This window comes from Hoeflea sp. (assembly GCF_984452065.1).
The window spans coordinates 43,818-56,215 of record NZ_CFHWAF010000004.1 but is presented as its reverse complement, the minus strand read 5'-3'; the positions used below and the strand labels follow the sequence as shown (position 1 = coordinate 56,215).

Sequence of the window (12,398 nt, the reverse complement as noted above, 5' to 3'; positions counted from 1 at the left end):
GCCCGTAAATACCATTGACCTTCCAGTAACTGGAAGGCTTATATCCGCTGCTGACTAGGAATCGGGCGGAATATTTCAATGGAACAGCATAATCCGCAGTCCATGACTGACAAATCCTGCGGCGGCCACAAGGCCGAAGCGCACGGCGGAGCCGGGAAGGACCCGGTCTGCGGCATGTCCGTCGATCCGGCGGCCGGCAAACCGGCGCTTTCCTATCGCGGAAAGGACTATCATTTCTGCAACCGGAAATGCCATGACCGCTTCGAGGCCGATCCCTATTTCTACCTGTCCGGCAACAACGGCAGGAAAAAGCAGCCGGCCGCCGCCGACACGCGTTACACCTGTCCGATGGACCCTGAGATCGTTCAGGACGGTCCCGGAACCTGCCCGATCTGCGGCATGGCCCTGGAGCCGATGGACGGTGTTTCGGATGAGCCCAATCACGAATTGATCGATTTCTCCCGGCGGCTCTGGGTTGCCGTTGCGGCAGCAATACCGCTGCTGGTCCTGACCATGGGGCCGATGGTCGGCTTGCCGGTGCGCAACTGGCTGGGTGAGAGCGTCGCGCTCTGGCTGGAATTTGCGCTGGCAACGCCCGTGGTGCTGTGGGCGGCCGCGCCCTTTTTCCATCGCGGCTGGACATCGGTAAAAACCAGGAACCTGAACATGTGGACGCTGATCATGATCGGCGTTGGCGCCGCCTATCTCTACAGCGTGATCGCAACCGTCCTGCCCGGCCTGTTTCCCGCCGGGATCAGGACGGAGGCGGGGCATGTGCCGGTCTATTTCGAGGCAGCGGTCGTCATTGTTGCGCTCATCTTTGTCGGCCAGGTGCTCGAGCTGCGCGCCCGCGAGCGCACCGGGGACGCGATCAGGGCGCTGCTCGATCTCGCGCCGAAAACCGCCCGGCGCATAACGCCCGATGGCGACGAATATGACGCGCCGCTCGAAAACATCATCGAGGGCGACCGCCTGCGCGTTCGTCCCGGCGAGGCGGTTCCGGTCGATGCCGTGGTGGTGGACGGTCAGAGCGCGGTCGATGAAAGCATGTTGACCGGCGAGCCGCTGCCGGTCGGAAAAGTGGCGGGCGATGCCCTCACCGGCGGGACCATCAACCGCAACGGCACCCTGATCATCGAGGCGAGCCGCGTCGGAGACGAAACGGTCCTGTCGCAGATTGTTGCGATGGTCGCATCCGCGCAGCGTTCGCGCGCGCCGATCCAGGGACTGGCCGACACGGTTGCCTCCTATTTTGTGCCGACCGTCGTGGCGGTGGCGGTGATCGCGTTCTTCGCCTGGCTGCTCTTCGGTCCAAGTCCGGCCTTCACCTATGCGATTGTCGCCGCGGTTTCGGTTCTGATCATTGCCTGCCCGTGCGCCCTTGGACTTGCGACGCCGATGTCGATCATGACGGCGACGGGGCGCGGAGCACAGACCGGGGTGCTTATCAGGCAGGCTGAAGCGCTCGAGCGCATGGCGGCCGTCGATGTGCTGGTCGTGGACAAGACCGGAACGCTGACCGAGGGGCGTCCGGCCCTTTCCGATGTCGTTGCATTCGGCGATCACGAGGCGGCGCGGGTTCTGTCCTTGGCGGCGGCGCTTGAAAGAGGCTCCGAACACCCGCTCGCCGAAGCGATTGTCGACGGTGCCCGTGCGCGCGGCGCCGACCTTCCGGATGCGGCGGGTTTCGAGGCCGTCACCGGCAAGGGCGTCAGGGGCGTTGTTTCCGGAAAGACCGTTGCGCTCGGCAATCAGGCCATGATGGCCGCCGAAGGCATCGACACAGCCGCCGCGAATGAACGGGCGGACCGGTTCGGCACTGAGGCGAAAACCGCAATGTATGTCGCGGTTGACGGTGCGCTGGCCGGGCTGATCGCCGTTGCCGACCCGATCAAGGAGACGACGGCCGGCGCCATCGAAGAGCTGCACCGCGCGGGTCTCAAGATCATCATGGCCACCGGAGACAATGAACGCACGGCAAAGGCCGTGGCCGACCGGCTCGGCATTGATGAGATAAGGGCGGGCGTGCTGCCGCAGGACAAGGGAGCGCTTGTCGAGGCGCTGAAAGCGGAAGGTCACCGGGTCGCCATGGCCGGTGATGGGGTCAACGACGCCCCCGCGCTCGCGGCGGCCGATGTCGGCATCGCCATGGGCACCGGCGCCGATGTTGCGATGGAGAGCGCCGGCATCACGCTGCTCAAGGGGGATCTGACCGGCATCGTCCGGGCCCGCCGGCTCGCGCTCGCGACGATGCGCAATATCCGGCAGAACCTGTTCTTCGCATTCGTGTATAATACGGCCGGAGTGCCGATCGCAGCCGGGATCCTTTATCCGCTGACCGGTATGCTGCTGTCGCCCATGATTGCCGCCGCCGCGATGAGCCTGTCATCGGTATCGGTGATCGGCAATGCGCTCAGGCTGCGCCGCGTCCGGCTGGGTCACGACGCGCTCTAAGCGCCCGAACAGGAGAAGACCATGAATATCGGTGAGGCGGCGCTGCAATCCAATCTGCCGGCCAAGACCATCCGCTATTACGAGGATATCGAGTTGGTCACGCCGGAGCGCAGCGCTAACGGTTATCGCAATTACTCGGAAAACGATGTGCATCGGCTGCGTTTCGTTCAGCGCGCCAGAAGCCTCGGATTTTCCATCGATGAGTGCCGTTCGCTGCTTTCGCTCTATCGGGACAGCAACCGGGCAAGCGCCGATGTGAAGGCCCTGGCAATGTCGAAAATCGAGGAGATCGACCGTAAAATGACCGAATTGGGTTCCCTGCGCCGGACACTGGCTGCGCTTGCCGACAAGTGCCATGGCGATGACAAGCCGGACTGCCCGATCATCGACGATCTGGCCGGCATGCACGATCCGGTTCAGTGATCGGCGCAGGCGCTGCAAAAACCGCTTAATTCGATGACCGACCGTTTCAGGACGAACTTCGCCTTGCCGGCGATTTTGTCGAGCCGGTTCGCGAGGCTGGTGTCGGAAAGCTCTCCGACCCGGCCGCAGGACTCGCAGATCGTAAAGGCGATGGTCTCGTGGCTTTCGCAATCGGGATGGCTGCAGGCGACAAAGGCGTTGAGGCTCTCCAGCCGGTGCACCATTCCGAATTCCACCAGCTTGTCGAGGGCGCGGTAGACCTGGAGCGGGGCCTTGAAGCCGCTGTCGCGCAATTCGTCGAGGATCGTATAGGCGCTCATCGGCACTTTCGACCCGGAGAGTGCGCCCATGACGAGCGACTGGTTCTTGGTCAGGTCCGGATGGTCATGTCGATGACGGTCCATGGCTTCAACCCCTATTGGAAACGGGCGTGTTGCGTATCAGCCGCAGGCATAACCCTGCGATCGGCGAAACGCTGACCACGAAGAAAACAAGTGCCGCCACCACGATGCTCGGGCCGGACGGCGTGTCCCACTCAAGCGAGCCGAAGAGGCCCGCGATGACGCAGGCCGCGCCGATGGCCGCGGCAAGCACCGCCATCTGCTCGGGACCGGTTGAAAAGCGCCTGGCCGCGGCGGCCGGGATAATCAGCATCGCCGTGATCAGCAGCACCCCGACGATCTTCATCGAGATGGCGATGACGGCGGCCATCAGCAGCATGAAAACGAAATTCGCGCGCTCCGGCCGCGTGCCCTCCGCATCGGCGATCTCCTGGTTGACCGTTGCCGCGAACAGCGGTCGCCAGATCAACGCGAGCACGCCGAGCACCGCGGCGCCGCCGATGTAGATGACGGCGATGTCGCCGCGCGAGACCGCGAGGATATCGCCGAACAGGAACCCCATCAGGTCCATGCGTACCCAACTCATGAAGGCGAGGGCCACAAGGCCAAGCGCCAGCGCCGAGTGAGCGAGCAGCCCAAGCAGGGAGTCGGCCGAAAGGGTGGCGCGTTTCTGCAAAAACAGCAGCGCCACGGATATGAGAGCGGAAACCGCGAACACGGTGAGCGTAATGTTGACTTCCAGCAGGAACGCTAGGGCGACGCCGAGCAGTGCGGCATGCGACAGCGTATCGCCGAAATAGGCGAGCCGCCGCCACACGATGAAACAGCCGAGCGGGCCTGCGACCAGCGCCACGCCGACGCCGGCAATCAGGGCGCGGGAGAAGAAATCATCCAGCACTGCCGTGTTCCTTTTCGCGCTTCGCCGCGCCGTCATGGTGATGACCGTCGTCCGGATAGCAGTGGTCTGTGATCGTACCGTCCGCGTGCTGCACCCGTCCGTCCGGCAGATGCGTGTGGTCGTGGCTGTGTTCGTAGACGGCCAGCGCCGGTGCCGCCCGCCCGCCGAACAGGGTCCGGTAGGCTTCGCTCGAGGCGACGACCGTCGGTGTTCCCGAACAGCAGACATGCCCGTTGAGGCAGATCACCCGGTCCGTCGCCGCCATCACCACGTGAAGGTCATGGGATATCAAAAGAACACCGCAGCCGATCTTGTCGCGGATTTGCCCGATGAGTTCATAGAGCGCGATCTCTCCGGTGAAATCGACGCCCTGCACCGGCTCGTCGAGAACCAGAAGGTCCGGTTTGCGCGCGATGGCGCGCGCCAGCATGACGCGCTGAAACTCGCCGCCCGACAATGTCCGCACCTCGGCATGCCTCAGGTGTTCAACACCCGTCGCAGCCATCGCATCGTCCGCCTCCCGTCGTGCGAGCCTGCCTGTGAGGCGCATGAAGCGTTCGACCGAAAGCGGCAGGGTCCAGTCAATGGACACCCGTTGCGGAACATAACCGACCACAAGCCTGTCCCGGCGGCGGGCCGTTCCCTCAGACGGTGTCAGGATCCCGAGCGCCATCTTTGCCGTTGTCGATTTGCCCGATCCGTTGGGCCCGATCAGCGTGACGATCTCGCCTGGCCGCAACTCAAGATCCACGCCGCGCACCAGCCACCGGCCATCGCGGAAAAGCCCGGCGGAATCAAGGGAAATCAAAGGGGTGGCGTTTTCAAGCACAGCGGGTTTGCGCTCCGCGAAATGTCTGTTCGGGTATTGCGGTCGCTTATCGCACACGTTATATCATTACGCAATTGTGTAATCATGTAACATGCCCGCGGGGCATGGCTGTTCAAAGGGACCTTTCCGACATGCGTTTGAAGACGATTTTGCTTTCCGCCTCGATGCTTGGTGGTGTCGTTGCGGCTGCTCAGGCCGAGCCCAACGTGGTTGTTTCGATCAAGCCGGTCCATTCACTGGTTGCGGCCGTCATGCAGGGTGTCGCCACGCCGGAACTTATCGTGGAAGGCGCGGCCTCTCCGCACACCTATGCGCTCAAACCGTCGCAGGCGGCCAGTCTTGAGCAGGCGGACCTTGTTTTCTGGGTCGGGCCGGGAATCGAGGCGTTTCTCGAAAAACCCGTTGAAACCATAGCCGCCGGCGCGAAGTCGGTGAAGCTCGCCGACACGCCCGGCCTGCTGAAGCTGGGTTTCCGCGAAGGCGGGGCTTTCGAGGGGCATGACCATGGCGATCACGGCCATGCCGAAGAGGCGCATGGCGACCATGACCACGATCATGCCGAGGCCGACGGCCATCACGATCATGACCATGACAAGCACGCCCATGCCGAAAAGGCGCATGACGATCATGATCACGACCACGATCATGCGAAAGCAGGCGATCATCACGATCACGACCATGATCACGCGAAGGCGGAAGACCATCACGATGATCACGGTGATGACCATGCCCATGCCGAACATGGCGAGGAGGCCGGACATCACGATCACGCGCACGGTTCATTCGATATGCATATCTGGCTTGATCCGTCCAATGCGAAAATTCTCGTGGGCGAAATCGAGGCGGCGCTGGCCGAGGCCGATCCCGGCAACGCGGCAAAATACAGCGACAATGCCGACATGCTGAAGGCAAAGCTGGATGACCTCACCGTCGAAATCGCCGGTATACTGGAGCCGGTCCAGGGCAAGGGCTATATCGTTTTCCACGACGCCTACCGCTACTTCGAGAACCGCTTCGGCGTTGGCGCCACCGGTTCCATAACGGTTTCGCCGGAGGTCATGCCGGGAGCCGAACGGATTCGCGAAATCCAGGCAAAAATTGGTGAGCTTGGAACGACCTGCGTCTTTTCCGAGCCGCAATTCGAGCCCAGGCTGGTTACAACGGTGACCGAGGGAACGGGCGCGGCTTCGGGCGTGCTGGACCCGCTCGGAGCTACTCTGGACGACGGTCCGGAGCTCTACGGAACGCTGCTGCGCAATATCGCGACATCCATGCGCGACTGTCTTTCGGAAGGCAGCTGAGCGGTCGCTGCCGGTCAGCTTGCCACGATCAGTTCGACATTCGCCTCCCGGCATATCTGCATGATGGATTTCGGCGGCGCCGCATCGGTGATGAAATAGTCGATATCGGCCAGCTGTCCGATCTGCACCGGCGCCCGGCGCTGGAATTTCATGTGGTCGGCGACGAGGATCTTGCGGCGCGATTGCTCGATGATCGCCTGGGCAACGCGCACCTCGCGATAGTCGAAGTCGAGAAGCTCGCCGCCGGAATCGATGGCGGAAGCGCCGATGATGGCAAAATCCACCTTGAACTGCCTGATCAGGTCGACCGCGGCCGCGCCGATAATGCCGCGGTCGCTCTTTCGGACCATGCCGCCGGTTATGACGACTTCAACATCCTCGGCTTCTGAAAGAATGAGGGCGACGTTGAGATTGTTGGTGATCGCCATGAGGCCGGTATGGCGCCGAAGCGCGTGCGCCACCTGTTCCGTTGTCGTGCCGATATTGAGGATAACCGACGAATTGTTGGGAACGATGTCGGCCACGGCGGCAGCGATGCGCGCCTTGCCGTCCGATGCCATGTCCCTTCGGGCCTGATAGGCAAGGTTGACCGTATTCGACGGAAAGACGGCGCCGCCATGAACGCGCTGCAGCTTTTCCAGATCGCACAGCTCGTTCAGGTCCTTGCGGATGGTTTGCGGCGTTACCTTGAAATGCGCCGCGAGACTGTCGACCTCGACGCGACCGTCGCGTCGCGCGATCTCGAGAATGTCGATCTGCCTCGGCAGCAAAACCTGCACCATAACCTCCCTCCCTGTCGCCACTATTAAGTCGGATTCCCGCAAAAGATCAAACCCCGCCGATTGATGCTCCACATCAACGCGCGGGTTGCATGCCGCAATCGCGTTTTCTAACCTTCTGAGCATGAAATACGCTTTTCTTGTGCTCGTGCTTCTCTTCGTCGCGCCGCTATGCGCGCAGATGGCGATCTATGCTTTCAGCGGACCGCAGCCGCACTGGCGCAGCGCGGACTGGTCAGGGTCCGGACTTGCGCCCGAACCCGCGCAGGAAAAGGCGGCCGTGGTTCAGGTCTACGCTGCCCGCGCCTATCGTTGGCGCGGTATTTTCGGCGTGCACACATGGCTGGCCACAAAGGAGGAGGGCGCCTCCGACTACAGCCGCTACGACGTTATCGGCTGGGGCAGGGCACTGCGCAGGAGCATGGGGCCGCCGGACGGGCGTTGGGTCGGAAACACGCCGCAGCTTCTGTTCGAGGCACGCGGCGAAGCGGCCGCGCGTATGATCCCGCAAATTGAAGCGGCCATTGCCGACTATCCCTATGGCGGCAACGGTGCCTACACGCTGTGGCCGGGTCCCAATTCCAACAGTTTCATCGCGGCGATCGCGCGGCAGGTGCCGGAACTGGCCATTTCCCTGCCGTCGCTGGCGATCGGCAAGGACTATGCGCCCGGCTGGCTGACGGTGATGGAAATGCCGTCCAACACCGGCTGGCAGATTTCCATTGCCGGATATGGCGGCATCGGGTTCGGGCGCGTCGAGGGGATCGAGCTGCATGTGCTCGGCCAGACGCTCGGCATCGATCTCCTGCGGCCTGCCGTGAAACTGCCCGGTATCGGCCGGCTGGGCGTTGCGCGGCCGCACCGGCTCGGGCTCAGCTCTTGATCGTCCGGCCGCCTGGCCTATTTGACGTCGCCGAAGCCGGGAGATTGGATGCCGGAGAACAGCGGGCCGCATATTGCCGTTTTTGGAGCTTCCGGTGCAATCGGATCGGCATTTGTGCGCGCATTGCTTGCCCGCCATCCGCAGATTTGTCTGCATGCCGTCGCGCGCTCCGCCCCGGCGCATGAAGACCGCCGGCTTATAGCTCATAGCACCGATTATCGCGACGAGCGTTCGCTTGACGATGTTGCGGCTGCAATCGCGCGGCGCGGAAGTCTGGATATGGCGATCGTGGCCACCGGGCGGCTTCACGCCGCCGCGATCCGGCCTGAAAAGGCGCTCCGCGACATATCCGCTTCAGCACTCGAACAGCTCTATTTCGAGAATGCCGTCATCCCCGCCCTGCTCCTCAAACATGTCGGTCCTCTCCTGAGGCGGGACAGGCGCGCCGTCTTTGCCGCCCTGTCGGCGAGGGTCGGCAGCATCTCCGAAAACCGGCTCGGCGGCTGGTATGGCTACCGCGCGTCCAAGGCGGCGCTCAACATGCTGCTGAAAACCGCAAGCATCGAGCTGGCGCGCAGGAACGCGCAGATAGTCGTCGTCGGACTGCACCCCGGCACCGTTGACAGCCCGCTCTCCAGGCCGTTCCAGTCGGGCGTCAAACCGGGTAAGCTCTTCACGCCCGATTTTGCCGCGGAAAAGCTGCTCGATGTGCTGGACGGTCTTCAGCCGGGCGACAGCGGCGGCTGTTTTGCCTGGGACGGCGAGAGAGTGCCGACATGATGCCGCGCGATCCAAAACGCGGCGGCCAATCGGAGTTTGCCGGCAATGCCTGACCAAAACGTCATATTCTGGTTTCGCCAGGACCTCAGGCTGTCCGACAATCCCGGATTGCTGCGCGCCGTCGAGGCCGGCCGGGTACTGTGCGTCTTCATCCTTGACGACGAGACGGCGAAAGACCACAGGCCGGGCGGCGCGTCGCGCTGGTGGCTTCACGAATCCCTCGCGCGGCTGAACGAAGCCCTGGACGGGCGGCTCAACCTTTATCGCGGCCGGGCGGGCGACGTGCTTGCCGAACTTGTCGAACGTCATGGCGCGTCCGGCGTCTACTGGAACCGCTGCTACGAGCCCTGGCGGGTGGAAAGGGACACGGCGATCAAATCGGCCCTCGCCGCGCGAGGGATTGACGCGCACAGCGACAACGCATCCCTGTTGTGGGAGCCTTGGGAGGTGCTCAAAAGCGACGGAACGCCCTATCGTGTCTTTACGCCCTTCTACCGCAAGGGCTGCCTCCAGGCGCCGGCTCCGCGTCGTCCTCTCGATGCGCCGAAACCGTTTGAGAGGCTCGCAGATCCCCCGGCGCTGCCGCTGGAGGCGTTGGAGCTGCTGCCTTCCATCGCCTGGCACGACAAGCTCGCCGAACATTGGGACATAGGCGAAAAGGGCGCGCATATGCGCCTTGAGGGCTTTTTGAGCGAGGGTCTCGACGGCTACAAGGAGGGCCGGGATTTCCCCGCCCGCCGCAATGTCTCACGTCTTTCGCCGCATCTGCATTTCGGGGAAATCTCGCCGAACACGGTCTGGTATGCGGCCGAACGGGCCGGCGGCGGTGTCGATCTCGACCACTTCCGCTCCGAGCTGGGCTGGCGGGAGTTTTCCCATTCCCTGCTTTATCATTTTCCCGGTCTCCCGGACACAAATCTCCAACCCGCCTTTTCCGCCTTTCCCTGGCAGGCCGACGACGCGGCTCTCCACGCATGGCAGCGCGGCATGACCGGGATTCCGATTGTCGATGCCGGAATGCGCGAACTCTGGCAGACGGGGTATGTGCATAACCGCGTGCGCATGATCGTCGGCTCGTTCCTCGTCAAGAACCTGATGCTCGACTGGCGCTCTGGCGAGTGCTGGTTCTATGATTGCCTTGTCGATGCCGATCTTGCCAACAACAGCGCCGGCTGGCAGTGGATTGCCGGCTGTGGCGCCGATGCCGCACCCTATTTCCGTATTTTCAATCCGGTGACGCAGGGCCAGCGGTTCGATCCCGAGGGCGCCTATACAAGGCATTTCGTCCCGGAACTCGCCAAGCTGCCGGACCGGTGGCTCTTCAACCCCTGGGATGCGCCGCAGCCGGTCCTCGACGAGGCGGGTATCCGGCTCGGGCAGGACTATCCGCTGCCGCTCGTCGACCTGAAGGCTTCGCGCGAGCGCGCGCTGGAGGCCTATCAGCAGATGAAAGCCGCCGCCTCCTGACCGCACATTCAAAAACGCTCTTGATTTTGACACGGCGCTGATGGAAGCAGGACAAGGTCCGGCCTCTGGCGAAAGGCGCTTTGAATGATACCGACGACACGCATATTCGACGGGCACAACGACGTTCTGACACGAACCCTCAAGGCCGGAAGCGTTGACGCGGCCGCCGAATTCCTTACCGGCGTCAAGGGTCACATCGATGCACCGAAGGCAAAGGCAGGCAACCTTGGCGGCGGTTTCTTCGCCATCTGGATCCCGACGATCGAGGATCTGGACGAAGACCTGACGCTCATGGAGGCGCCGCAATACGATATCGCATTGCCGCCGCCGGAAAATCCGAAGAATGCGCTCCAGGTGTGCATGGAAGAGGCGGCGATCCTCTTCAGGCTTGAGGACCTCGGTGCGCTGAAGATCTGCCGCACGGTCGGCGAACTGCGCCAATGCCTTGAGAAAGGCACCATGGCCGCGATCATGCATATGGAAGGCGCGGAGGCGATTGATGCGGACCTGCATGCGCTGGAGGTGTTGTACCACGCCGGACTGCGCTCGCTCGGGCCTGTCTGGAGCCGTCCGACCATTTTCGGCGAGGGTGTGCCGTTCCGGTTTCCGGGCTCTCCCGACACCGGAGGCGGCCTGACAGAGGCGGGTGTCCGTCTTGTGCGCCGCTGCAACGACCTCGGCATCATGATCGATCTGTCCCACATCACCGAAAAGGGCTTCTGGGATGTCGCGCGTCTCAGTGACGCGCCGCTGGTCGCCACCCATTCCAATGCCCATGCGCTTTGCCCGCATGTGCGCAATCTCACCGACGATCAGCTCAAGGCCATCGCCGAGAGCGACGGGATGGTCGGCGTCAATTTCGCGGCATCGTTCCTGCGCGAGGACGGCCGCATGCTCCCGGACGTTCCGCTGTCACAGGTGCTGCGCCATTTCGATCATCTCATTTTCGTGGCTGGCGAGGATCGGGTCGGTTTCGGATCGGATTTCGACGGGGCCGTCGTGCCGAGGGAGATCGGCGACGTGTCGGGCCTGCCGAAGTTGATCGAGGCCATGCGGGCGCACGGCTATGACGATGCGCTGCTCGCCAAGCTCTGCCATGAAAACTGGCTGCGTGTGCTGGAGAAAACCTGGGGGGCCTGAAACCGGATCCGCCCTATGCCTGTTTCAGATAGGCGGCCAGAACATTGCGCGCGGCTTCCAGGTCGCCGCGGTCGATCATCTCGGTCACCGTGTGGATATAGCGTGTGCCCACAACGATGCCGACGGCGCGAGCCCCGGCCGCGGCCTGCTGGGCCGCCGCGCCGTCCTGCCCGCCGGCGCGCAGCATGGTGCGCTGATAGGGAATGTTCCGCTTGACGGCGATCGCTTCCATATCGGCGACGAGATCGCGGTCCGCGATGAAGCTGGAGTCCTTGACATGCAGCCCGAAACCCTTGCCCTGCTGCGTGGTCCGGTCCTGTTCGGGAACACCGGGCGTGTCGCAGGCGAGCGTCGTGTCGATGCCGATGCCGATATCGGGCATGACGGCGAAGGACGCGGTGCGCGCGCCGCGCAGCCCCACCTCCTCCTGGCAGGTGAAGGCGACGTGGATCTCGCAGCCGTGCTTGGCCTTGCCGAGCGCGCGGATCGCCTCGATGCCGAGCCAGCAGGCGACACGGTTGTCGAGCGCCTTGGAGACGATCTTGTCGCCCATCTCGATAAGCGGTTCGTCCATCGTCACCATATCGCCGACCTTGACCCGCTCGTGCGTCTTTTCGCCCAGCCCGAGATCGATGACGAATTCCGACACTTCCGGCACCTTCTTGCGCTCCTCCGGCGAGGAGATGTGGATCGGACGTCCGCCGGGGTTCATCACCCCCTTCAGGTCGCCGTCATCCGTCGAGACGAGCACGCGCCGCGAAAAGAGATTGCGCGGGTCGAAGCCGCCGACCGGATGAACATAGATGAAGCCCTTTTCCGTGATGTGGGAGACCAGGAAGCCGATCTCGTCCATATGGCACAGCAGCATGACCTTTTTCGGGTCCTTCACCTTCTTGCGCGCATTGCGCTTGCACAGCAGCGATCCCATCGGATCGACGACCGTCTCGTCGAACAGCGGTCCGACTTCGGCTTCGATCAGTGCCCGCACGCGATACTCATGTCCCGGAACGCCCGGCGTCTCGCAAAGACGGCGAAGAAGGTCCACATTCATGTCGGCAAGATCTCCTGGGATTGGCTTTGATTGCACGCGGGCGGATCATAGA

At 63.1% G+C, this 12,398-nt stretch carries 12 protein-coding genes; 7 read left to right on the top strand and 5 right to left on the bottom strand.

Features of this window, described 5'->3' with window-relative positions; translation table 11 throughout:
• Positions 1-78: 78 nt before the first annotated feature.
• Both AC5E6N_RS01815 and cueR read left to right on the top strand, forming a co-directional pair.
• Positions 79-2,454 carry a heavy metal translocating P-type ATPase gene (locus tag AC5E6N_RS01815; protein WP_491746198.1) on the top strand — a complete coding sequence of 792 codons (2,376 nt, stop codon included), beginning with the start codon at positions 79-81 and terminating at the stop codon, positions 2,452-2,454.
• A gap of 21 nt (positions 2,455-2,475) precedes the next feature.
• Positions 2,476-2,877 (top strand): Cu(I)-responsive transcriptional regulator, encoded by a 402-nt coding sequence (gene cueR, locus AC5E6N_RS01810; RefSeq protein WP_491746197.1) that lies wholly within the window; start codon positions 2,476-2,478, stop codon positions 2,875-2,877.
• Here cueR and AC5E6N_RS01805 read toward each other — a convergent pair.
• From AC5E6N_RS01805 to AC5E6N_RS01795, 3 genes are read right to left on the bottom strand one after another with little or no spacing between them, the layout of a single operon-like run.
• Positions 2,871-3,281, bottom strand: coding sequence for a transcriptional repressor (locus AC5E6N_RS01805; RefSeq protein WP_491746196.1), 411 nt, complete (start codon positions 3,279-3,281; stop codon positions 2,871-2,873). The genes cueR and AC5E6N_RS01805 overlap by 7 nt on opposite strands.
• A gap of 4 nt (positions 3,282-3,285) precedes the next feature.
• Complete coding sequence (locus AC5E6N_RS01800; protein WP_491746195.1) at positions 3,286-4,116, bottom strand: metal ABC transporter permease; 831 nt, start codon at positions 4,114-4,116, stop codon at positions 3,286-3,288.
• Positions 4,106-4,945, bottom strand: a complete 840-nt coding sequence (locus AC5E6N_RS01795) for an ATP-binding cassette domain-containing protein (RefSeq protein ID WP_491746194.1) — start codon at positions 4,943-4,945, stop codon at positions 4,106-4,108. The genes AC5E6N_RS01800 and AC5E6N_RS01795 overlap by 11 nt, the downstream gene beginning before the upstream one ends.
• A gap of 131 nt (positions 4,946-5,076) precedes the next feature.
• On the opposite strand from AC5E6N_RS01795, the gene AC5E6N_RS01790 reads away from it, so the two are divergent.
• Positions 5,077-6,246, top strand: a complete 1,170-nt coding sequence (locus AC5E6N_RS01790) for a zinc ABC transporter substrate-binding protein (RefSeq protein WP_491746193.1) — start codon at positions 5,077-5,079, stop codon at positions 6,244-6,246.
• A 14-nt stretch (positions 6,247-6,260) separates the two neighbouring features.
• On the opposite strand, the gene AC5E6N_RS01785 is transcribed toward AC5E6N_RS01790, so the two are convergent.
• On the bottom strand, positions 6,261-7,028 hold the full coding sequence (locus tag AC5E6N_RS01785) for a DeoR/GlpR family DNA-binding transcription regulator (protein WP_491746192.1): 768 nt from the start codon (positions 7,026-7,028) through the stop codon (positions 6,261-6,263).
• 121 nt (positions 7,029-7,149) lie between these two features.
• Between AC5E6N_RS01785 and AC5E6N_RS01780 the strand changes: the two genes are divergently transcribed.
• The 4 genes from AC5E6N_RS01780 (at position 7,150) to AC5E6N_RS01765 (ending at position 11,295) form a co-directional block, all read left to right on the top strand.
• Positions 7,150-7,908, top strand: coding sequence for a DUF3750 domain-containing protein (locus tag AC5E6N_RS01780; RefSeq protein WP_491746191.1), 759 nt, complete (start codon positions 7,150-7,152; stop codon positions 7,906-7,908).
• 48 nt (positions 7,909-7,956) lie between these two features.
• Positions 7,957-8,688, top strand: coding sequence for an SDR family NAD(P)-dependent oxidoreductase (locus AC5E6N_RS01775; RefSeq protein WP_491746190.1), 732 nt, complete (start codon positions 7,957-7,959; stop codon positions 8,686-8,688).
• 45 nt (positions 8,689-8,733) lie between these two features.
• Entirely contained in the window at positions 8,734-10,155 is a 1,422-nt protein-coding gene (locus AC5E6N_RS01770) for a cryptochrome/photolyase family protein (protein ID WP_491746189.1), read from the top strand.
• Between the two features lie 84 nt (positions 10,156-10,239).
• A complete protein-coding gene (locus tag AC5E6N_RS01765) occupies positions 10,240-11,295 on the top strand; it encodes a dipeptidase (protein ID WP_491746188.1) in 1,056 nt (351 codons plus the stop codon).
• A gap of 13 nt (positions 11,296-11,308) precedes the next feature.
• Here the strand turns inward: AC5E6N_RS01765 and AC5E6N_RS01760 are convergent, their stop codons facing one another.
• Positions 11,309-12,346 (bottom strand): M42 family metallopeptidase, encoded by a 1,038-nt coding sequence (locus AC5E6N_RS01760; protein ID WP_491746187.1) that lies wholly within the window; start codon positions 12,344-12,346, stop codon positions 11,309-11,311.
• Positions 12,347-12,398 lie beyond the last annotated feature (52 nt).

Bases quoted from the DNA above. Each gene is read 5' to 3' on its own strand.
- AC5E6N_RS01815 (WP_491746198.1), top strand. From the start codon at position 79: ATGGAACAGCATAATCCGCAGTCCATGACTGACAAATCCTGCGGCGGC.
- cueR (WP_491746197.1), top strand. From the start codon at position 2,476: ATGAATATCGGTGAGGCGGCGCTGCAATCCAATCTGCCGGCCAAGACC.
- AC5E6N_RS01805 (WP_491746196.1), bottom strand. From the start codon at position 3,281: ATGGACCGTCATCGACATGACCATCCGGACCTGACCAAGAACCAGTCG.
- AC5E6N_RS01790 (WP_491746193.1), top strand. From the start codon at position 5,077: ATGCGTTTGAAGACGATTTTGCTTTCCGCCTCGATGCTTGGTGGTGTC.
- AC5E6N_RS01785 (WP_491746192.1), bottom strand. From the start codon at position 7,028: ATGGTGCAGGTTTTGCTGCCGAGGCAGATCGACATTCTCGAGATCGCG.
- AC5E6N_RS01780 (WP_491746191.1), top strand. From the start codon at position 7,150: ATGAAATACGCTTTTCTTGTGCTCGTGCTTCTCTTCGTCGCGCCGCTA.
- AC5E6N_RS01775 (WP_491746190.1), top strand. From the start codon at position 7,957: ATGCCGGAGAACAGCGGGCCGCATATTGCCGTTTTTGGAGCTTCCGGT.
- AC5E6N_RS01770 (WP_491746189.1), top strand. From the start codon at position 8,734: ATGCCTGACCAAAACGTCATATTCTGGTTTCGCCAGGACCTCAGGCTG.
- AC5E6N_RS01765 (WP_491746188.1), top strand. From the start codon at position 10,240: ATGATACCGACGACACGCATATTCGACGGGCACAACGACGTTCTGACA.
- AC5E6N_RS01760 (WP_491746187.1), bottom strand. From the start codon at position 12,346: ATGAATGTGGACCTTCTTCGCCGTCTTTGCGAGACGCCGGGCGTTCCG.